Source organism: Stenotrophomonas bentonitica (assembly GCF_013185915.1).
Lineage (GTDB): Bacteria > Pseudomonadota > Gammaproteobacteria > Xanthomonadales > Xanthomonadaceae > Stenotrophomonas > Stenotrophomonas bentonitica.
In genome coordinates this window covers 1,054,893-1,076,463 of record NZ_JAAZUH010000001.1, presented here as the reverse complement: position 1 = coordinate 1,076,463, position 21,571 = coordinate 1,054,893, and the positions used below count along the sequence as shown (strand labels likewise).

The 21,571-nt window shown below is 65.4% G+C and carries 14 protein-coding genes and 1 pseudogene; 14 read left to right on the top strand and 1 reads right to left on the bottom strand.

The annotated features are described in order from the left end of the window. Positions 1–115: 115 nt before the first annotated feature. From HGB51_RS04800 to HGB51_RS04735, 14 genes and pseudogenes are all read left to right on the top strand, one after another. Positions 116–1,147: a hypothetical protein gene (locus HGB51_RS04800; protein ID WP_141739084.1), complete on the top strand. Its 1,032-nt coding sequence runs from the start codon at positions 116–118 to the stop codon at positions 1,145–1,147. A 223-nt stretch (positions 1,148–1,370) separates the two neighbouring features. Continuing rightward, complete coding sequence (locus HGB51_RS20450; RefSeq protein WP_171966743.1) at positions 1,371–4,904, top strand: RHS repeat domain-containing protein; 3,534 nt, start codon at positions 1,371–1,373, stop codon at positions 4,902–4,904. A 3-nt stretch (positions 4,905–4,907) separates the two neighbouring features. Further along, positions 4,908–6,362, top strand: coding sequence for an RHS repeat-associated core domain-containing protein (locus HGB51_RS04790; RefSeq protein ID WP_070207236.1), 1,455 nt, complete (start codon positions 4,908–4,910; stop codon positions 6,360–6,362). Between the two features lie 17 nt (positions 6,363–6,379). Beyond that, a complete protein-coding gene (locus tag HGB51_RS04785) occupies positions 6,380–7,825 on the top strand; it encodes an RHS repeat-associated core domain-containing protein (protein ID WP_070207237.1) in 1,446 nt (481 codons plus the stop codon). Between the two features lie 18 nt (positions 7,826–7,843). Further along, complete coding sequence (locus HGB51_RS04780; protein ID WP_171966742.1) at positions 7,844–8,974, top strand: RHS repeat-associated core domain-containing protein; 1,131 nt, start codon at positions 7,844–7,846, stop codon at positions 8,972–8,974. A gap of 127 nt (positions 8,975–9,101) precedes the next feature. After that, positions 9,102–9,308, top strand: coding sequence for a hypothetical protein (locus tag HGB51_RS04775; RefSeq protein ID WP_141739126.1), 207 nt, complete (start codon positions 9,102–9,104; stop codon positions 9,306–9,308). A 298-nt stretch (positions 9,309–9,606) separates the two neighbouring features. Continuing rightward, complete coding sequence (gene rimP / locus HGB51_RS04770; RefSeq protein ID WP_070207820.1) at positions 9,607–10,197, top strand: ribosome maturation factor RimP; 591 nt, start codon at positions 9,607–9,609, stop codon at positions 10,195–10,197. A 4-nt stretch (positions 10,198–10,201) separates the two neighbouring features. After that, on the top strand, positions 10,202–11,713 hold the full coding sequence (nusA, locus tag HGB51_RS04765; protein WP_070207821.1) for a transcription termination factor NusA: 1,512 nt from the start codon (positions 10,202–10,204) through the stop codon (positions 11,711–11,713). A 95-nt stretch (positions 11,714–11,808) separates the two neighbouring features. Further along, positions 11,809–14,442, top strand: a complete 2,634-nt coding sequence (infB, locus tag HGB51_RS04760) for a translation initiation factor IF-2 (RefSeq protein ID WP_070207822.1) — start codon at positions 11,809–11,811, stop codon at positions 14,440–14,442. Positions 14,443–14,535: 93 nt separating this feature from the next. Then, positions 14,536–14,946, top strand: coding sequence for a 30S ribosome-binding factor RbfA (gene rbfA, locus HGB51_RS04755; protein ID WP_070207823.1), 411 nt, complete (start codon positions 14,536–14,538; stop codon positions 14,944–14,946). 46 nt (positions 14,947–14,992) lie between these two features. Beyond that, positions 14,993–15,901 carry a tRNA pseudouridine(55) synthase TruB gene (gene truB / locus HGB51_RS04750; protein ID WP_070207824.1) on the top strand — a complete coding sequence of 303 codons (909 nt, stop codon included), beginning with the start codon at positions 14,993–14,995 and terminating at the stop codon, positions 15,899–15,901. Between the two features lie 164 nt (positions 15,902–16,065). Beyond that, entirely contained in the window at positions 16,066–16,326 is a 261-nt protein-coding gene (gene rpsO, locus HGB51_RS04745; RefSeq protein WP_070207825.1) for a 30S ribosomal protein S15, read from the top strand. A 150-nt stretch (positions 16,327–16,476) separates the two neighbouring features. Continuing rightward, the gene (gene pnp, locus HGB51_RS04740) at positions 16,477–18,585 is read left to right on the top strand and encodes a polyribonucleotide nucleotidyltransferase (protein ID WP_070207826.1); all 2,109 of its coding nucleotides are present in this window, start codon (positions 16,477–16,479) and stop codon (positions 18,583–18,585) included. 190 nt (positions 18,586–18,775) lie between these two features. Further along, positions 18,776–19,947: pseudogene (locus HGB51_RS04735) on the top strand (glycoside hydrolase family 18 protein). A gap of 57 nt (positions 19,948–20,004) precedes the next feature. Here the strand turns inward: HGB51_RS04735 and HGB51_RS04730 are convergent. Further along, the gene (locus HGB51_RS04730; RefSeq protein ID WP_070207827.1) at positions 20,005–21,570 is read right to left on the bottom strand and encodes a PepSY-associated TM helix domain-containing protein; all 1,566 of its coding nucleotides are present in this window, start codon (positions 21,568–21,570) and stop codon (positions 20,005–20,007) included. Between the last annotated feature and the right edge of the window lies 1 nt (position 21,571).

The following is a 21,571-nucleotide window of genomic DNA, read 5'->3' as shown; positions in this document are numbered from 1 at the left end:
ATACGAAAATCGCAGAAAAACCTCACGCCAAATTTACGATGCCGGGCGTACATAGCAGGTTCTGTCCAAGACAGGAATCGGGGGATTCTTGCGGTAGTTCGATGGGGAATTCGCCATGGAAAAGAACACAACTGCCCCGGGGCGGGCAGAGCACACGTTCAATGCATTCTCCCGCTTTGATGCAACGATACGCTCGCCCGGCACACGGCTTTATGCGAACGGTCGCCAGGAAGTTTTGCTGCAGGTCCACATCCATCCCCATTTGGATGGTGTACCGGCCGCGTTGACAACAAAGGAGCTGGCCAGCGTCAGGTTGGTCAACTATGACACCGATGAAGAGCTGCCTGCCGGTTGGAAGATCGGGCGGGTTTGGCAGGGCTATGACTACTACCCCGAGAACGGGAAGAGCACCCTCGCGCCCGCATCCGCAGGTCCTGCGGAGGACGGCAAGTATGTCATCGACCTGTTCGTTTCCACCCTTGAAGGCTCCGGACTCACCCATAGGTTGGCGCTGGCGCTGACCCGGGAAAGCGATAACCAGGTGATCATCACCAACGGAACGGACTTCTGGGAGAAAGACTACGAGGTGACGCTGCGGCCGATCAAGCCGCCGAGCTACACCATCGAAAACTACCCCTTCAAAAAGATCATCGTGCGCGAAACGCCCGGCATCCGCGATGCAGCCAGCGAGTTCGACAAGGACCGTCTTCGCGAAGATGGCGGCTCGCCGGTCTTCGTTGCGTATTACCACCTGGCCGTAGTGGGTAACGACAACGTGCCCGTCGGGTTCCGGAGCATGGAAGTCGAAAAGGGCGGCATGATCCAATGGCATGACAAGGCACCGCAGGAAACCTTCGCCTCCTACGTGGGCTATGGCGAGCCGAACAGCGACGAAGCCATCTACAACCGGCAGATCGTGTACGGAAGTCACACTCCCAATCCCACGATAAGCAACCCGATCGAGGACAAGGGGACCATCATCCTTGCCGGCGACACGAACATCCTCTTCGACTATGACAGCGCCGTATACCACGATGGGCCCTGCAAGGTTACCGCGATCGATGCGAACGGCAACGACCACGCACTGAACATCAAGTTCAAGGACGACAGCCCGACCGGTCGGTTCGACCTCGAGCTGTACAAGTAGCGTCTTCCGTTCTGGCATGTGCCGTCGGCGCCAAAGCGCCGGCGCCGCCTCGCCTTTGCCACTTCCCTGTGCAGCATCCAAGCGGAGCACGTTCATGTCTGTCACCGATGACACCATCCAGGATCCATCCGAACAACCCGAATCCGCTCCGGAGGGCCCGTTCAATACGGGATCGCCCAACTACTCCAATGCGCAGAACTTCCTGAGCCACCTGCAGACGGGCGTGGACGTGCGCACCGGCGACTTCACCTGTTCCATGAGCCTGCCGGCCCTGGAGGCCAACAACCTGCAGGGGCCCACGGTGCAGCTGAGCCTGGGCTTCAGTTCCCAGCTCATCGACGACCTGGGCTATGGCGAAGGCTGGGCATTGGGAGGGCTCACCACCTACGAACCGTCGAACAGGATCGTGTCGCTGTCTACCGGCGAACGCTTCGTGGCAGACCTGACGGTGAGCGAATTCACCTTCAAGGATCGCAAGCTGGTGACGTTCCACATGCGGCGTGACCCGGACAGCGCCGGCACGTTCTGGGTTCAGCACAAGAATGGCGTCGTCGAGAAACTGTCAACGCTGAACGGCACGGCCGACGTGGCGGTTCCGGTGGAGATCCGCTCGCCGGACGGGCGACGCGTGTACCTGGAGTACTCGTTCACGGCAGCCCCCCGCCTGCGCAAGGTGAGTGACGAAACGCACACGCTGCTGGCGATCGAGCGCACGTCGGCCCTGGTGACGGTAACGGTACATCCCGAGCGTCCGAAGCCGGTGGTATTTTCCCTGGTCCAGAACAACGACAAACTGTCGCGCCTGAAGCTCCCGGAGGAGGTGGGAGATACGGGATGGAGGTTCACCTACAAAAAGGTTGGCGGGCTGAACTACATCACCGAAGTGGAACTGCCGACCGGCGGCTTCGAAACGGTGGAGTACACCGAGGAAGGCCATCAGTGCCTGCCAGGTGCACCAACCAGCCACGTCCCGTATGTCAGGCTGCACCGGCGGACGGCCTATCCGCAACCTCCCATCACGACAACGTACGAGTACAGCAGCCGCAATTATCTTGGTCACAATTCGGGCCTGCAATGGCGCGCCAACGAAGACAACCTATACCGTCTCACTGCAGCCGCGGGCGAGGAATACCTTTACCACTGCATCGCGACCATGGACATGGAGGTCGAGAGCGGCAAGCTCACACGCACCGTCAGGTCCGAATTCAACCGCCTGCATCTGCTGGTGAAGGAGACCACTACCCAGAACGACTGCGTGCTGGCGAAGAGCACGGACTACCACGACGACCCCGCGCTTCCTTTTGTCGAGCAGAAGCCGTACTTCCAGCTGCCGCACACCGTTACCACCACCTGGTCACGGACCGGGGAAAACCCGCCCCCTCCGCGCGTGGAGGTGGTTATCACCGACTACGACGACTACGGAAATCTCATCTACCAGCTCGACGAAACCGGGCTGACCGAGACACGCGCCTACTACAAGGCCGAAGGCGAAGACGGCTGCCCGCCGGATCCACTGAACATGGTGCGCAGCCTGAAGACGCTGACCGCCACGCCCATGCCCGGGCGCGCGGCGGGTGCTGCGCCGGTGGAAACCATCTATCGGTATGACCTGCTCCCGTCCCGTGTTGAAGACGATCCCGGCTATCTGGTGCTGGTCAACGAAGTTAAAGTGGCACTCGATGGCGATATGAAGATCGACCTGGGTACCAGCAGCACGGAGTACATCAACGACGTCGAAAGCGCCTGGCATGGCCTGGTGGACAAGGAGACCACCACGCTCAATCGCCACGCTTCCAACGTACAGTACACGTATACACTGGACGAGGCCAAAGCGACGCTGCGGATCGACACCGTGTTCACCGGGCATGACGAGCACAAGCGTACCGCCACAGAAGTCCAATCGCTGGTCAGCGGTCTGACCATCCATGAGGACGAGGCCGACAGCGCCATCGATTACACCTTCGATGTGCTGGGCCGCGTGGTCGCGCAGACGGCAGCGCCGGGCACGACATTCGAGGCCACGCGTACCATGAGTTACGTGCTGGCCAGCAAGGCGGGCGATCCGGTCTCGATCACCACCCATGAGGTCACCGGTGGCCGTGCGGTAGCCCACCTGGATGGCCTGGGTCGGGAGGTGCGGGGCGAGGTCGAAGACGTGGACGTGAAGGTCGACACCTTCCGGGAGATCTGGACCAAGACCTACAACGCCTTCGGCGAACTGGTCGCGCAGAGCCACACCGACTGGGTGGATGGCGTGAAGCGTGCCACCCTGACCACGAAGTTCGTGTATGACGACTGGGGCCAGCAGACCCGGACGGTGCACCCGGACGGCACCGTGGACGTCATCGACGCCGACCCCCTGACCCTGGTCGAAACCACGTGGATCGAGGATGCGGGCGGGAAGAAGACCGGACAGACCAAGACGTACGGCACCGTGTTCGGCAAACCGTACAAGATCGAGTATCTCGATGCCGCCGGGAAGCTGCACGGCACGGAGTCGTTTGAGTACGATGGCATCGGGCGCTGCGTGGAGTCCACAGATCGGCGTGGTTACAAGACCTCCTATACGTTCGATGCGTTTGACCGCGTCGTCAGCACGACCCTGACCGATGGTGCCGAGGTCGACACCAGGTACGCCGACCACAGCGGCGATGAGCTGCCGGTGGAGATCGGTATCACCCATCCCAGCCTGGGCGGGCGCCTGCTGCTGGGCACGCAGACCTTCGATGGCCTGTCGCGGCGACGCACCTACGTGGTCGGCGGGCGTACGGTGACTTTCAACTACGACGAAGGCATCCTGCAGCCAGAGTCGATGATCACGCCACTGAACGAGAAGGTGAGCTACACCTACGAGCCCAGGCTCGGCATGCGGCTGACCAAGATGACGTCGGAGAGCGAGTCGATCTTCCACTACAACCCCAAGAACGCGCAGCTCACCTGCACCGAGCGCGACGGCCTTACCAAGAACCTGGAGTACTACGACTCGGGAATGCTCAAGGTCGAGCGCTGGAACAACGAGACCGGTGTGGAACGTTCAGCATCGCATCGGCACTCGCTGCTGGGTACCGCACAGTCCTACACCAACGTGTTCGGGGTGACGCAGGAGGTAACCCACGACCAGTTTGATCGCCCGGAGAAGCTTACGCACGGCAACCTCACCGCGGAGCTTACGTACGACACCTTCGGACGCGTGCACAAGATCGAGACGCACGAAGGCCTGCAGTCCATGGTGACGGACATCGTGTTCGATGATTTCGGTCGTGAATTGAGCCGGAAGTTCACCGCCGTAGCCGGTGGGAAGACCGTGGTCCAGGAGCTGTCGATGCGTTACGACCACAGCGGACGACTCGAGAAACGCAAGCTGGAGCAGGCAGGCGACGTGCTGCGGCAGGAGATTTTCACCTACGACGAACGCGGTCGACTGGTCGACTACCGGTGCACGGGCAGCCAACCACCGGTTGATCCCTGGGGGAAGACCATCAACCGGCAGCAGTTCCGCTTCGATGCCTTCGACCGCATTCTCAGCATCACCACGCGCTTCCCCGGCGGCTGGAATGTCGCGCGCTACGACTACGAGGAAGATGATCCCGCCCAGCTCACCCGGATCGTGCACAGCCATCAGGACTATCCCAGTCGCCTGCTGGATCTGCAGTGGGACGGGGCAGGGCGGATGATTCGCGACGAGCGCGGACGCACGCTCAGCTGGAACCGGCAGAACCAGCTGGTTGAAGTGGCCGCTCCGACGGCATCGAGGTAGCCCATGGTTACGCACGGCGAAGAAGGCGTCCTCCAACTGGGGCGGCTGCCGCAGTCCTATGGCTACGACGCAGCCGGTGTCCTGGTGCGTCTAACCCGGCCGGATCGTACCCACTGGCGTTGGTGGGCGGGCGGGCGGGTGGCCAATGAGCTGCGGGTGCCCACCGATGGCGCGGACGACGACCGGGTGACCTGGGTAGGCGGCGCAGGCAGCACGCTGGCCGAGCAGGTGGCAGGTGCCGGTGCGCGCTCGACGCTGCTGGCGTCGGCACCCGGTGGCTCGGTCCTGCTCGAGGCGGACACGGCCGTTCGCCCCCTGGCGTACGCCCCGCATGGCCATCGTGACGAAACCGCGGCGCTCGCCACCCCGGGTTTCAACGGTGAATGGTTCGATGCCGGTTCCGGGTGCTATCTGCTGGGGGCAGGGCACCATCGCCCCTACAGTCCCACCCTGGGCATGTTCCTGGCACCCGATACGGCCAGTCCGTTCAGTGCCGGTGGTTTGAACACACTGGCGTACTGCGCGGGTGACCCGATCAACCGTACCGACCCGAGCGGGCACTTCTGGAAATGGATCGGCATTGCCGTTGCGGCCATCGCCACTGTCGCGAGTTTCGGTACGTTGGCGGTGGTGGGCGTAACGGTTTCCGGGGTGATCGGAGCTGCACTTGGCGTTGCGGGACTGGGCGTTGAAATCGCGGCTGCTACGGTGAAGGACGAAGCCACCTCGTCGATCCTCTCGTATGTCGGTCTTGGCATCGGCGCAGCGGGCCTGGTCGCGGCCGCGCCGGCCATCGCCAAATCAGTGGTGAAGCTCGGGCAGAAGTTCACCCGATGGAATCGCCACATCGCCAACATCCGCAACGTAGGGCTGTCCGGGCGCGGTGCGTCCCGGGCCGGTGCCAGCTGGGCGCAACAGACCCGCGCGGTGGGCGGGGCCGCCGAGGCCGGCGCCTCCGGTACCGGAGATTCCGTGCAGGCGGTGAGCCGTGCTACCCGCAGCCGCTACGCAAACGAAACCGCGCGCGAGCTGGCACGAAACCGTAGCTATCCGCTCCTGAGCGAACTCTCCGAGTACGGCCGGTCCAACGCGCAGGCCAACGCGAGAAACTGGCTCGGCCAAGCCAGGGGGCGGGAGGCGATGTTTGATTTCACCCACGAAGAAGGTTTAACCAGCGTCCAGTTTGGCTCAGACCGGGTGTTGGCACGCTGGAACCCGAATCCCCCCCCCCGTCCTGCGGTGCGTACGCCTGTCCGCGCAGCCCAGGCTCGGGAGATCCCCGTGAACCTTCACCCGTTTCGGCGTACCGCAACCCGCTGGGACGATGTTCCCCCTGCTTTCGCAGATCGGAACTTCACACGTTTTCCTTCCAGTCCACCGGCCTACGATCCTGGCCTGCCGCCGCCGTATCCGCAGGGCTCGCCACCGCCTTACAACCCGAACGAGTTCTACTTCTGACCGCGCACGAGTGCGATATGGACAGCATGCCGATCCAGCAGTACTGCTATGACGCGACCGGGTTGCTGGCCGGCATGCGCGCGCCAGGACGAAGCAGCGACCTGTTCTGGCGTGGGAGGTATCCGGCCAACGCATTGCGCAGGCAGGGCGATGGCGACGTGCGCGTCACCTGGCTGCGCGAGGCCGGGCGACCGATGGTCGAGGAAACAGATGGCGGCGTTGCGCGGCGCATGCTGCTGGCCACCGACGCCGCAGGTTCGGTGCTGCTCGAGGCTGACGCACAGGTGCGCCAGGCAAGCTATGCGCCGCACGGGCACCGCAACGGGGGCCTGACGACCGCAGCCTTCAACGGTGAGCTGCGCGACGAAGTCTCCGGCTGTTACCTGCTGGGCGCGGGACATCATCGTCCCTACAGCCCGCTGCTTGGGGTGTTCCTGGCGCCAGATCGTGCCAGTCCATTTGGCGCGGGCGGCCTGAACACGCTGGCGTGGTGCGCAGGCGACCCTATCAACCGCTCCGATCCGAGTGGGCATTTCTGGAAGTGGATCGTTGCCGCCGCAGGCATCGTGTTCGGCGCGGTGGCGGTGGTGGCCAGCTTCGGCGCGGCCAGTGCGGCAGTGGGTGCACTGGCTGCGGGAGGGATTGCCGCGTTGACCAAATCCGGGGCAGGCGCGATCGCGGCCCTGACCCTGGGCGTGTCCGCGCTCGGCGCCGAAACGGGCGCGATTGTCGCCGGCGCAACAGGCAATCATGCGACGGCCGAGGTCCTCGGCTGGGTAGGTCTCGGGCTGGGCCTGGTCGGCGCCGCGCCCGCCGTCGCCAAGGGGGCGGGCCGACTGCTCACCCGGTTTACCGGTTTTACCCGCCGCATTGACCGCATCCGCCGCGTGGGCTTGTCCGGCGACGGTGCGATCAGCGCAGGACAGCAGATGGCGCGTCGGCCCAGCATGGCCGCCCCCGCACGCCGGGCCAGCATGGCCGCACCGGCGCAACGGCCCCGCCGGGCGCCCATCGTGCCGGGCTCCAGTTCGGGGCGCAGCGGCTCCACCTTCGTGGGCTACCACGGCACCTCCGGCGCAAACGCCGAGAAGATCCTGAGCGGCGGTGCCGACAGCCTATATGTAACCGATCGGTACGGCTCGGCCGCGCACTACGCCAGCCGCAGCGAGGACGGCGTGGTGCTGGCCATGTATGCCGACGACGTCGACGCCCTGCGCGTGACCCAGCGTCCGGCGGTCAACGGCAAGGGCATCGCCGAAGCGATCACCACCAATACCCGGCTGCGCGCGGTCAAGGTCACCGACCCCAGTACCGCCACGCCGATGCACAACTTCATCGACTTCTACATGGTGCGCCAGCTCGGGGGCGACGACATCCTGGCCCAGCTGCGCCAGATGAACGGCAATGCCGAAATGGACAACCTGCTGCGGCGGCACGGCATGATGCCGCCCGTTCCCGAATGACACCGACGGAGCACGCATATGGCAACGCATGACGATGACACGGGTCGCAGTCCGTTCGAACTGCCGCAGTCCTATGGCTACGACGCTGGTGGCCTGTGGGTGCGAATGTCGAATCCGGACCGTACGCACTGGCGCTATTGGCGGAATGGGCGGGTGGTCAACGAACTGCGCGCCGCCAACGACGGCGGCGACGAGGTCCAGGTGACCTGGGTGACGTCCGTGGCGGAGCAGGTGGCCGGGCCGGGCGAACGCTCCACCTTGCTCGCCGGCGCGCCCGGCGGCTCGGTCCTGCTGGAAGCCGATGCCGAGGTGCGAACGCTGGCGTACGCGCCGCACGGCCACCGCGAGGAAACCGCTGCGCGCGCCACGCCTGCGTTCAACGGCGAATCGCTGGATGTCGGCTCGGGCTGCTATCTGCTCGGCCCCGGCCACCATCGTCCGTACAGCCCCACCCTGGGTATGTTCCTGGCGCCGGATTCGGCCAGCCCGTTCAGTGCCGGTGGCCTGAACACACTGGCCTACTGCGCGGGCGACCCGATCAACTTCTCCGATCCGAGCGGCCACTTCCTGAAGTGGATCCTGGCCGGCGTGGGAATCGCCTTGGGCGTGGTCGCGGTAGTGGCGAGCTTCGGCGCGGCCAGTGCAGCAGTCGGTGCGATAGCGGCCGGCGGAATCGCAGCGCTCACCAAATCCGGTGCAGCGGCCATTGCCGCCACCACCCTGGGTGTCCTGTCAGTAGGTGCCGAGGTGGGCGCCCTTGGCGCGAGCGCTGCGGGTGATGAAAAGGCCGCCAACGTGTTGGGGTGGGTCGGCGTGGGGCTGGGGGTCGCCGGTGCCGCACCGGCCGTTGCCAAGACAGCAATGAAAGGCGCCATGCGCTTCGGACGCTTCGCACAACGCATTGCCGGTGGTCGGTCCACCGCGATCTCGCTGCGGGCGGGCGCAGGGGGAGGGCGCGCCTCGCAGGGAATGATTTCGTCCGCAGCGCGTACGCCCGCGCCTTCGCCCTCTGCCTCATCCTGGTATGCGGCCAAGGCGCCGCACCTGGGCAAGTCGTCGCGCACGTTCGCAACGTACCCCGTATCAAATTCGGCCCCGCGACCGGGGGGGGCGCCCTGCATTCCGCCGACAGCTGGCCGTCCACCCTGATGGCAGTAATGCGGCGGAGAACAACGCGATTCTCGACGGCTTGGCGAATGCGAATTATCAACCTGTGGTGGAGTGGACGCCCCCACCGCTCAAACAATATCCGTCCCCTGCTTACACGACCGGGCATATGGCCGTCACCGGGGGAGCGGGGCGGCCGGTCAACGCGGCCGGGCATGTCTCCGCCATTGAAGCGATGGCCGCCTACGAGCAGGCGGCCAGGCGGCAGGAGCTGGTGCGCTGGATCGGTGCCCGATGGAAGTCGCTGCTCGATCGGCCGCCGAGTTATGACCAGGCGACCTTGCCCGGCTACGACTCGCTGGGCTTCGGCAGGTAAATCTGAACGGGGTGCCCAGGTCTGAAGGGTCCCCAGCCGTTGCACCAGCGCGGTGCAACGGCTATCATCCACGGCTTAGCGGACTACCTGACAGGACCCATTCCCCGGAATGCGGACCGTCCCGCGACCGGCTTCCGGGCCGTGCGACTTCCCACCAGGTAGTCGTGACCCCCCGGAAGGCTGGCCATCCAGCATGACCGGAGTCGTTCCGGACAAGGGGCCCAGCGGGCCCTTTGTTGTTTCCGGGCCCCAGGGCGCAAGCCGGGGCAGCACCTCTTTCAACGAATCAAGGCAGACTGTGAGCGACAAGGCAACTGAAATCGCGAATCTGCTCGGCCCCACCGTTCAGTCGCTGGGTCTCGAGCTGCTGGGTGTGGAATACCTGACCGCCCCGGGTGGCGCCACGCTGCGCCTGTATATCGACGTGCCGCTGGCCGAACAGCCCGAGCGCATGGTCAATATCGACGACTGCGAGCGCGTCAGCCGCGAAGTGTCGGCCCAGCTGGACGTGGAAGACCCGATCACCGCCAATTACACGCTGGAAGTGTCCTCGCCGGGCGTGGACCGCCCGCTGTTCACCCTCGAGCAGTTCGAGCGCGCCATCGGCGAATCGGCCAAGGTCGTGCTGAAGCTGCCGCAGGACGGCCGCCGCCGCCTGCAGGGCGAAATCCTGGGCGTGGACGCCGAACAGAATACGGTCACCTTCAAGGTCGACAATTCCCCGTTTACCGCCGATGTCGAGAATATCGACAAGGCACGCATCATGCCGGACTGGGCCGCCCTCGGCCTGGCTCCGACCAAACCGACTGGCCCGGCGCCCAAGCAGGGTGGCAAGGCGAACAAGAAACCATCCAACGAGCCCGCGGCCAAGAAGCCGCGCGCGGAGTGAGCCAATGAGCAAGGAACTTCTGCTGGTAGTGGATGCGGTCGCCAATGAAAAGGGCGTTCCGCGTGAAGTGATCTTCGATGCCATCGAGGCCGCGCTGGCTTCGGCCGCGAAGAAGCGCTACCCCGATGAGGAAGTGCTGGCCCGTGTGTCGATCGACCACAAGGACGGCACCTACGAAACCTTCCGCCGCTGGGAAGTGGTGGCCGATGACGTGGTCATGGAATCGCCGGACCGCCAGGTGCGCCTGATGGACGCCATCGACGAAGCCGACGGCGTGGAAGTGGGCGACTTCATCGAAGAACAGATCGAAAACCCGGACTTCGGCCGCATTGCGGCGCAGGCCGCCAAGCAGGTGATCGTCCAGCGCGTGCGCGAAGCCGAGCGCCAGCAGGTGGTCGATGCGTGGAAGGACCGCGTGGGCGAACTGGTCACCGGCGTGGTCAAGCGCGCCGAGCGCGGCAACATCTACGTGGACCTGGGCGGCAACGCCGAGGCCTTCATTCCGAAGGACAAGGGCATTCCGCGCGACGTGCTGCGCGCCGGCGACCGCGTGCGCGGTTACCTGGCCGAAGTGCGCTCGGAACCGCGTGGCCCGCAGCTGTTCATCAGCCGCGCCGCCCCGGAGTTCATGATCGAGCTGTTCAAGCTGGAAGTGCCGGAAGTGGGCCAGGGCCTGGTCGAGATCAAGGCCTGTGCACGCGACCCGGGCGACCGCGCCAAGATCGCCGTGCTCGCCCACGACGCGCGCACCGATCCGATCGGCGCCTGCATCGGCATGCGCGGTTCGCGCGTGCAGGCCGTGTCCAACGAGCTCAATGGCGAGCGCGTGGACATCGTGCTGTGGAACGACAACCCCGCCAACTTCGTCATCAATGCGATGGCGCCGGCGGAAGTGCAGTCGATCATCGTCGATGAAGACAAGCACTCGATGGACCTGGCCGTGGCGGAAGAGCGCCTGGCCCAGGCGATCGGCAAGGGCGGCCAGAACGTGCGCCTGGCCAGCCGCCTGACCGGTTGGCAGCTGAATGTGATGACCCAGGACCAGGTGACCGCCAAGTCCGAGGCAGAGCAGGGCGTTGCCCGCCAGCTGTTCATGGACAAGCTGGAAGTGGATGAAGAAATCGCCGCCATCCTGGTGACCGAAGGCTTCAACACCGTGGAAGAAATCGCCTACGTCCCGGTCGGCGAACTGCTGGCCGTGGAAGGCTTCGACGAAGACATCGTCGAAGAACTGCGTGCCCGTGCCCGCGATGCGCTGCTCAACGAAGCGCTCGCGGTGGAAGAAGGTCTGGATGAAGGTTCGCCGTCTGAAGACCTGCTCGCCCTGGAAGGCATGGACGAGGGAACCGCCTACGCCCTGGCCGGCCATGGCGTGCGTACGAGTGAGGACCTGTCGGACCTGGCCGCCGACGAGATCCTCGAGTTCGGCATCGAAGACATGGACCAGGAGCGCGCCGCCGCCCTGATCCTTGCCGCCCGAGCCGAGGAGATCGCCCGCCTGGAGCGCGGCGAATGAGCCAGCGATGAACAGTGCCCTGACCCGATCAGGGCTTAGACTCCGCGCTGCCTTCGCCCGTTTCGAAGGAGCGCCAACCAGATCATAGGATCCGAATGTCGCAGCAAACCACCATCCGCAAGCTTGCCGAACTGGTCAACACGCCGGTCGAAAAACTGCTTGTACAACTTGCCGAAGCCGGCATGAAGTTCAGCGGTCCCGACCAGGTCGTGACCAGCACCGAGAAGGTGAAGCTCCTGGGCTTCCTTCGTCGTTCGCATGGCAAGGCCGAGCAGCCCGTCGAAAGCGCAGACGAGGCGGCAAAGAAGATCACCCTGAACCGTCGCAAGTTGCAGGAAGTGACCGTCAGCGCTGGCCGCAGCAAGACCACCGTCAACGTGGAAGTGCGCCAGAAGCGCACCTACACCAAGGACGCCAGTGGCAAGGCGATGACGCCGGATGAGGAGCGCGCCGACATCCTGCGCAAGCTGGAGGAATCCCGCCAGCGCAATCTGGACGAGCAGCGTTCGCTGGCCGAAAAGGACCGTGTGCGCGACGAAGAAATCGCACGCAAGCGCCAGGAAGAGCAGGACGCCAAGGACCGCGCCGAAGCCGAGCGCAAGGCCGCCGAAGCCGCTGCGGAAGCCGCAAAGAACGCGCCGCCGGCACCCGTGGCTGCACCGCGCCCGGCCGCCAGCGAAGCGCCGGCACGTGCTGCCGCGCGTCCGTCGGCACCGGCTCCGGCCCGCCCGGCCGGTCGTGCGGATGACCGCAATTCGAACAACAACCGCCCCGGCGCCAAGCGCGACGAAGACGGTGGCAACCGCTTCGCCGGCCAGATGCACCTGTCGGCCGCCGACCGTGCGCGCCGTGGCAACAACAGCAACACGCGTGGTCGTCCGGGTGGGCGTGCCCAGCCGGGTCGCCGCGACAGCAACCAGTCGCGCAGCGGCGGCGGTGCCCATGGTTTCGAACGTCCGGTCGCTCCGATCGTGCGTGACGTCACCATCGGCGACACCATCACCGTGGCCGACCTGGCCCAGAAGCTGGCCCTGAAGGGCGGCGACGTGGTCAAGGCGCTGTTCAAGATGGGCGTGATGGCCACCATCACCCAGACCATCGACCACGACACCGCCGCGCTGGTGACCGAAGAACTCGGCCACAACGTGACCCGTGCCAACACCAACGACGCCGAAGACGCGCTGCTGGCGTTGAACGAAGGCGAGCAGGGCGAAGCCATTGCGCGTCCGCCGGTGGTCACCATCATGGGCCACGTCGACCACGGCAAGACCTCGCTGCTGGATTACATCCGCCGCACCAAGGTCGCCACCGGCGAAGCCGGCGGCATCACCCAGCACATCGGTGCGTACCACGTTGAAACGCCGAAGGGCGTGATCAGCTTCCTGGATACCCCGGGCCACGCCGCGTTTACCTCGATGCGTGCCCGCGGTGCCAAGCTGACCGACATCGTGGTGCTGGTGGTGGCAGCCGACGACGGCGTCATGCCGCAGACCAAGGAAGCCATCCAGCACGCCCGCTCGGCCGGCGTCCCGCTGATCGTGGCGATCAACAAGATGGACAAGTCCGGTGCCGACCCGATGAGGGTCAAGAACGAGCTGCTCACCGAGCAGGTCGTGGCCGAAGACTTCGGTGGCGACATCCAGATGGTGGAGATCTCGGCCAAGGCTGGCACGGGCGTCGACAACCTGCTGGACGCCATCTCGATCCAGGCCGAACTGCTGGAACTGAAGGCCGTGGCCGAAGGCCGCGCCAGCGGCGTGGTCATCGAGTCCTCGCTGGACAAGGGTCGTGGCCCGATCGCCACCGTGCTGGTGCAGCAGGGTTCGCTGAAGAAGGGCGACTACCTGGTGTGCGGCATCCAGTACGGCCGCGTGCGCGCGCTGTTCGACGAAACCGGCAAGCAGCCGGACCACGCTGGTCCGTCGATTCCGGTGCAGGTGCTGGGCCTGTCCGGCGTGCCGGACGCAGGCGACGACTTCGTCGTGGTCGAGGACGAGCGCCTGGCCAAGGACGTCGCGCAGCAGCGCGAAACCAAGCGCCGTGAATCGCGCATGGTGCAGTCCGCCGGCAGCCGCATGGAAGACATCATGGCGACCCTGGGCAAGGGCAATGGCCAGCAGGTGCTGAACCTGGTGATCAAGGCCGACGTGCAGGGTTCGGTGCAGGCGCTGAGCCAGGCCCTGGTGGGTCTGTCCAACGACGACATCCGCATCAACGTGATCCACTCCGGCGTGGGCGGCATCACCGAGTCCGACGCCAACTCGGCCGTCGCCTCCAAGGCCACCGTCATCGGCTTCAACGTGCGTGCGGACGCTTCGGCGCGTCGCATCATCGAATCCAATGGCGTGGACCTGCGTTACTTCTCGATCATCTATGACGTGATCGACCAGGTGAAGCAGGTGGCATCCGGTCTGCTCGGCGTGGAAATCCGCGAAGAGATCATCGGTATCGCCCAGGTCCGCGACGTGTTCCGCAGCTCCAAGTTCGGTGCCGTGGCCGGCTGTATGGTCATCGAGGGCACGGTCAAGCGCAGCAAGCCGATCCGCGTCCTGCGCGACAGCGTGGTGGTGTTCGAAGGCGAGCTGGAATCGCTGCGTCGCTTCAAGGAAAACGTGGAAGAAGTCCGCAACGGTACCGAATGCGGTATCGGCGTGAAGGCTTACAACGACGTGAAGGCCGGCGACCAGATCGAATGCTTCGAACGTATCGAAGTGCCGCGTACCCTGTAATACCCCGCGCGGCCCGACCCCCTCGGTCGGGCCGCGAACAGATACCGTAGGTCCGGCCGCTGGCCGGACACTCAAAGAACCAAGAGACCACCTGTGCCCAAAACCTTCCATCGAACCGACCGTGTTTCCGCCCAGATCCGCCGTGAGCTGGGTACGCTCGTGCACAACGCGGTGCGTGAACACGGCCTGCCTTCGGTGAGTGTGTCCGACGTGGAAATCACGCGTGACATGGCGCACGCCAAGATCTTCGTCACCGCCCTCATGCCGGAACGTTCGGAAGAGGCGATGAAGGGCCTGAAGGAAATCGCCTGGGGCCTGCGCATGGAACTGGCCAAGGCCATGAAGCTGCGCCACGTGCCGGAGCTGCACTTCCACTACGACGACTCGGTCGACCGTGGCGAGCGCATCGACAACCTGTTGCGTGACCTGCCTGACACGCTGGCGGCGGAAAAGAGCCGCGAAGCCGAAGACGGCGACGACGACAACAACACCGAAGCCAAGTGATCCAACCACGACAGCCCGAAAGGGCTGTTGTCACATTCGAAATACCATGACCCGAATCACCTTCCGTCGCCTCGACGGCATCCTGCTGCTCGACAAGCCCGCCGGCATGAGCTCCAACGCCGCGCTGCAGATCGCGCGCCGTCTGTTCCGTGCTGAAAAGGGCGGCCACACCGGCAGCCTCGACCCGCTCGCCACCGGCCTGCTGCCGCTGTGCTTCGGCGAGGCCACCAAGATCGCCGGCCTGCTGCTGGGCTCGGCCAAGGCCTACGACGCCGAGGTGGTGCTGGGCCAGACCACCGACACCGACGATTCCGACGGCAGCGTGCTGCTGGAACGCCCCGTGCCCGCCATCAGCCGTGAGCAGCTCGAAGCCGCACTGGCGCCGCTGAAGGGCCGGATACGACAGCGCGCACCGATCTATTCCGCCCTCAAGCAGGGTGGCGAACCGCTGTACATGAAGGCGCGTCGTGGCGAGACCATCGAAGCGCCGGAGCGCGACGTGGAGGTCCACGCCATCGAGGTGCTGGACCAGCAGCCGACCCGCTTGTCGCTGCGGGTGACCTGCGGTTCAGGCACCTACATCCGCAGCCTGGCCCGCGACCTGGGCGAGACCCTGGGCTGCGGCGCCCACATCGCCGGGCTGCGCCGCCTCTGGGTGGACCCGTTCCGCGACGCCCCCATGGTCACCCTGGACAGCCTGCGCGAGCTGGCCGGGCAGGGCGACGAAACCGCTCTGGAAGCCCTGCTGCTGCCGCTGGCGGCCGGCCTGGCGGACTATCCGCGAATCGACCTGGATGCTGAACAGGCACCCCGGTTCTCGGTGGGGCAGCGCCTGCGCGACCCGGCCTGGGGCGCGGGCACGGTCGCGGTATACGGCCCGAACGGCCCGATCCTGGGGCTTGGCGAGGTCGACGAGACGGGCCGGCTGTCCCCGCAGCGCTGCTTCAACCTCTGACCCGGACGTACCCGGCGCTTGTCCCGGGAGGCCGCGAACGTTACAATTTCGCGGCCTTTTCAGGCATGCCCGCTTCTGCGGGTTCATCATTTCGTTAACGGCGAGTCGCGCGGTACGTCAATGGGACGTTTCTGCGGGCCACGCATCTAAAAGAGAAGAAAGCAATGTCGATCGACACCCAGAAGGTCATTGAAGAAAACAAGCGCAGCGCCGCCGATACCGGCTCCCCGGAAGTGCAGGTCGCCCTGCTCACCGCCCGCATCGAGCTGCTGACCGGCCACTTCAAGGCCCACAAGAAGGATCACCACAGCCGTCGTGGCCTGCTGCAGATGGTCAACCGCCGCCGCAGCCTGCTGGACTACCTGAAGAAGAAAGACGCCCCGCGTTACAAGGCCCTGATCGAAAAGCTCGGCCTGCGTCGCTAAGCAAGAATCCCGACCGCGGCGCAGGAATGCGCCGCGGTTTTGTTTTGGCAGTACCGAATACATCGCTTGGACCGGACTACCGGTCACCCGTCGGCGGCAAGGGTCGCCTGCGGTCCATTCGAAGACAGCATCATCCCAAGGACATCCCCCGTGGCAAAAATCACCAAAACCTTCCAGTACGGCAAGCACACCGTCACGCTTGAAACCGGCGAAATCGCCCGTCAGGCCGGTGGCGCCGTCATCGTCAAGTTCGACGACACCGTGCTGCTGGTCTCCGCCGTGGCTGCCAAGAGCGCGCGTGAGGGCCAGGACTTCTTCCCGCTGACCTGTGACTATCAGGAGAAGTTCTACGCCGGTGGCCGCATCCCGGGTGGCTTCTTCAAGCGCGAAGGCCGCGCGACCGAAAAAGAGACGCTGATTTCGCGCCTGATCGATCGCCCGATCCGTCCGCTGTTCCCGGAAGACTACAAGAACGAAGTTCAGATCATCGCCACGGTGATGTCGCTGAACCCGGACATCGACGGCGACATCCCGGCGCTGATCGGTGCTTCGGCCGCCCTGTCGCTGGCCGGCACCCCGTTCAAGGGTCCGATCGCCGCCGCCAAGGTGGGTTACAAGAACGGTGAGTACATCCTCAACCCGACCGTGACCGAACTGAAGGATTCGGAGCTGGAACTGGTCGTGGCTGGTACCGCCAACGCCGTGCTGATGGTCGAGTCCGAAGCCGCGCTGCTGTCCGAAGACGTGATGCTGGGCGCCGTGACCTTCGGTCACCGCGAAATGCAGAAGGTCATCAACGCCATCAACGAGCTGACCGTGGAAGCCGGCACCAAGCCGTCGACCTGGGTCGCCCCGGCCAAGAACGACGCGCTGATCAGCGCCCTGCAGGAAGCCATCGGCCCGCGCCTGGGCGAAGCCTTCCAGGTGCGCGACAAGCTGCAGCGCCGCGACGCCATCTCGGCGATCAAGAAGGACGTGACCGAGTCGCTGGCCGGCCGCGTTGCCGCCGACGGCTGGAACCCGGCCGAACTGTCGAAGGAATTCGGCGAGCTGGAATACAGCACCATGCGCAACTCGGTGCTGGACACCAAGGTCCGCATCGACGGCCGTGCGCTGGACACTGTCCGCCCGATCGCCGTGAAGACCGGCATCCTGCCGCGCGTCCACGGTTCCTCGCTGTTCACCCGTGGTGAAACCCAGGCCATCGTCGCCATCACCCTGGGCACCGCACGCGACGGCCAGGTGATCGACGCCGTCTCGGGCGAGTACAAGGACAACTTCCTGTTCCATTACAACTTCCCGCCGTACTCGGTGGGTGAGACCGGCCGCATGATGGGCCCGAAGCGTCGCGAAATCGGCCACGGCCGCCTCGCCAAGCGCGGCGTGCTGGCAGTGATGCCGTCGCTGGAAGCCTTCCCGTACACCATCCGCGTGGTCTCGGAAATCACCGAGTCGAACGGTTCCTCGTCGATGGCCTCGGTCTGCGGTTCCTCGCTGGCCCTGATGGACGCCGGCGTGCCGGTCAAGTCGCCGGTGGCCGGTATCGCCATGGGCCTGGTCAAGGAAGGCGAGCGCTTCGTCGTCCTGTCCGACATCCTGGGTGACGAAGACCACCTGGGCGACATGGACTTCAAGGTTGCCGGTACCGCTGAGGGCATCTCCGCCCTGCAGATGGACATCAAGATCGAAGGCATCACCGAAGAGATCATGAAGCAGGCCCTGCAGCAGGCCAAGGCCGGCCGTCTGCACATCCTGGGTGAAATGGCCCACGGCCTGACCGCCCCGCGCGAAGAGCTGTCGGACTACGCGCCGCGCCTGCTGACCATCAAGATCCACCCGGACAAGATCCGCGAAGTGATCGGCAAGGGTGGTTCCACCATCCAGGCCATCACCAAGGAAACCGGCACCCAGATCGACATCCAGGACGACGGCACCATCGTCATCGCTTCGGTCAACGCCATTGCCGCGCAGGCCGCCAAGGCCCGCATCGAGCAGATCACCTCGGACGTCGAGCCGGGTCGCATCTACGAAGGCAAGGTCGCCAAGATCATGGACTTCGGTGCGTTCGTGACCATCCTGCCGGGCAAGGACGGCCTGGTGCACGTCTCGCAGATCTCCAGCGAGCGCGTCGAGAAGGTCGGCGACAAGCTGAAGGAAGGCGACGTGGTCAAGGTCAAGGTGCTGGAAGTCGACAAGCAGGGCCGTATCCGCCTGTCGATGAAGGCCGTCGAAGAAGGTGAAGGCGCTTCGGCAGAATGATCAGGCGGTGGGTGACGGCCGCTGGTCGTCACTCCTCCTGAAAGAAAAACGGGCTTCGGCCCGTTTTTTTTTGTCCGCGCTGACCCTCGCAGGGCGCCGTCGCGTGTCCGCCGGACAGATTCGCAGGACATCCCGCCACGCGCCTGCGCGGCTTGCTACCGTTGGCCTCATCCAGGTCCACGGAGTTGCCATGTCCCGTTTCATCGTCTCCCTGCTCGGTGCGGCCATCGTCGCCGCACTGCCGCTGTCCAGCCACGCCGCGCCCGCGTCGAACACCGTGATCGGCGCCTACTATCCTGGCGGGTCAGCCGAACGCTACGCGGTGGCCAGCATTCCGGCCGACACGCTCACCCATCTGTTCTACGCCTTCGCCCGCATTGAAGACGGTCGTTGCGTGGTGGACGCTGCTGCACCGGCACACTTCAAGGCGCTGGCCGCGCTCAAGCGTGCGCACCCGCAGCTGCACAGCATGATCTCCATCGGTGGCTGGAACGCAGGCGGTTTCTCCGATGCGGCGCTCACCCCGGAAAGCCGCGAGCGTTTCGTGGCTCCTGCGTGGCGATGTTCTTCGAGCAGCATCGCGGCAGTTTCGACGGCGTGGATATCGACTGGGAGTTCCCGGTGTCTGGCGGCCCGCTGGAAATCACCGACCGCCCCGAAGACCGCCACAACATGACCCTGCTGGTGCAGGAGTTCCGCCGCCAGCTGGACGCGCTGGACGGCGGCAAGGGCCCGCACCGCCTGCTCACCGCCGCGCTGCCGGCCGGTCGCGTGCAGACCGATGGGCCCTACGACCCGGCGCTGAGCTATGAGTTGAAGGAACTGGGCGCACAGCTCGATTTCATCAACCTGATGAGCTACGACATGGGCACCGGCTTCTCGAAGGTCTCAACCTTCAACGCGCCGCTGCGCGAAGTGCCGCAGGACCCGTTGGCGAAGGAGCAGCGCCGCTGGAACAACGTGGAAGCGGCAGTGCAGTTCTACCGCGACCACGGCGTGCCGGCCGACAAGCTGGTGCTGGGCGTGCCGTTTTATGGGCGCGGATTCAACGTCACCGGTGCAGGCGCCGATGGCCTGTACCAGCCGTACAGCGCGCCGTTCGACGCCGGCGACTGGCGCCGCATAAAGGCCGAATTCCTCGGCAAGCCCGGTTGGCAGCGCCACTGGCACCCGGTGGCGCAGACCCCGTGGTTGTACAACCCGGCGCAGAAGGTGTTCATCAGCTACGAAGACCCGCAGTCGATCGGCATCCGTGCGGATTTCGCCAAGGAACAGAAGCTGCGCGGCGTGTTCACCTGGGAGCTGACGGGTGATGACGACCAGGCCAGCCTGCTCAACGCAATGGCGGCCCCCTTCCGGTAGAGCCACGCCCTGCGTGGCTGCTTTTCGGCGGGAGGTTCAGCCACGCAGGGTGTGGCTCTACCGCGCGTGCGCCCAAACGCTGTTTGGGTCGCCGTGGACCGCACGGCGACGGGTCGCCTGCGCCATCGCTGCGAAACCGACCGCCATTGCCAACGCCACACCATCCACCCAGAACAACGGCCAATACCCGTGCATGGCACTGGTCCACAGCCACAGCCCGCTCATCGCCCCGTGCACCACCGGGATCAACGCGGTGACCACGGCGGCCGCCCACAGCAGCTCCACGGCGGCCCTGGATGGCGCGCGCAGCGCCGCCCACAGGGCACAACCGCCCCAGACCAGGAAGCAGGTCCAGCGCATGCCAGCGTCGGCGTGCGCCGGTGCCAGATGCTCCAGCAGCTGCACGCTCACGAACGCGGCCGATACCGCCACGCACAGCCCGATGCATACGCCTACCGTGGCCCGCGCCATGTTCACCTGCGCGCGCCCCTGTTCGGCCTGGCGGCGCTTGCGGCGCGACTCGATCCACAGCAGGTTGCCCGAATAGAACAGGAACGCACCACCGAGCCCGAGCACGAAGTACAGCCACGGCACCAGCCCGTTGCCGAACTCGCCGAAGTGCAGCGCATAGGCCGCCGCCAGCGTCGCATGGTTGGCGTCGCGCTGGCCCGGCAGCTGGGTGTGCAGGACCTCGCCGGTGTTGGCGTCCATCGCCACCGCGCCCAGCGGGCCGAGCGACACGCCACCGTCGCCGGTGATCTCGATCACCGCATTGGCATCGCCGGCATTGGCCAGTTTGAGGTACGCCGGCTCGAAGCGCTGCTGGCCCATCTCGTTGGCCACCGCAATCGAGCGCGCATGCAGCATCGTCAGGCTGCCGGCACGCACCGGCTCGTTGGCCGGCGCGCGGATCGGTGCGGTATCGGTCGCATCGGGAATCGCCGCCAGCAGCTTGCCGTCGTAAATCAGCGGGTTGAGGGCGGCCATCTGCAGGAACATCAGGCACAACAGCGCACCGGTCACCGCGAACAGCAGGTGGAACGGCAGGCTCAGCACGCCGATCACGTTGTGCGCGTCCTGCCACATCTGTTTAAGATTCCGGCCCGGGCGCAGCGCGAACAGATCACCGACCAGCTTGGGCAGGTGGATCACCAGCCCGGACAGCAGCGCCAGCCCGTACAGCAGGCTGACCACGCCCATCAGGTAGATGCCCGCCACCGGCAGGCCCAGCGTGTAGTGCAGTTCATTGACCAGCTCGGCCAACCCCGCCTGCGGTGGAGTAGGGCTGCCATCCACATGGTCGGCCCAGGCGAACAGCCAGGTGCCCTTGGCGTCCTGCCAGTACGCGATGGACTGCGGCGTCTCCGCGCCCGGGAAGGTCATGCCGATGTGCTTGCGCGCGTCCGGGTGCTTGGCCAGCACGCCATCGAGCAGGCGCTGCGCGTCGTCCAGGGTCTGCGCCGGCTGGTCCATGCCCTGCGGCGACTGCCACAGCGGCAGGTCGTGGTGGAACACGGTGATCGCACCGGCGTAGAACGCCACGAACAATGCAAAGCCGGCCACCAGGCCGACCCAGGTGTGCAGCGTGGTGAAGGTGCGCAGGGTGAGCGAACTGAATTTCATC

Excerpts from the sequence above, each read along its gene's own strand:
- HGB51_RS04800 (WP_141739084.1), top strand. The coding sequence starts at position 116 with ATGGAAAAGAACACAACTGCCCCGGGGCGGGCAGAGCACACGTTCAAT.
- HGB51_RS04790 (WP_070207236.1), top strand. The coding sequence starts at position 4,908 with ATGGTTACGCACGGCGAAGAAGGCGTCCTCCAACTGGGGCGGCTGCCG.
- HGB51_RS04785 (WP_070207237.1), top strand. The coding sequence starts at position 6,380 with ATGGACAGCATGCCGATCCAGCAGTACTGCTATGACGCGACCGGGTTG.
- HGB51_RS04780 (WP_171966742.1), top strand. The coding sequence starts at position 7,844 with ATGGCAACGCATGACGATGACACGGGTCGCAGTCCGTTCGAACTGCCG.
- HGB51_RS04775 (WP_141739126.1), top strand. The coding sequence starts at position 9,102 with ATGGCCGTCACCGGGGGAGCGGGGCGGCCGGTCAACGCGGCCGGGCAT.
- nusA (WP_070207821.1), top strand. The coding sequence starts at position 10,202 with ATGAGCAAGGAACTTCTGCTGGTAGTGGATGCGGTCGCCAATGAAAAG.
- infB (WP_070207822.1), top strand. The coding sequence starts at position 11,809 with ATGTCGCAGCAAACCACCATCCGCAAGCTTGCCGAACTGGTCAACACG.
- truB (WP_070207824.1), top strand. The coding sequence starts at position 14,993 with ATGACCCGAATCACCTTCCGTCGCCTCGACGGCATCCTGCTGCTCGAC.
- rpsO (WP_070207825.1), top strand. The coding sequence starts at position 16,066 with ATGTCGATCGACACCCAGAAGGTCATTGAAGAAAACAAGCGCAGCGCC.
- HGB51_RS04730 (WP_070207827.1), bottom strand. The coding sequence starts at position 21,570 with ATGAAATTCAGTTCGCTCACCCTGCGCACCTTCACCACGCTGCACACC.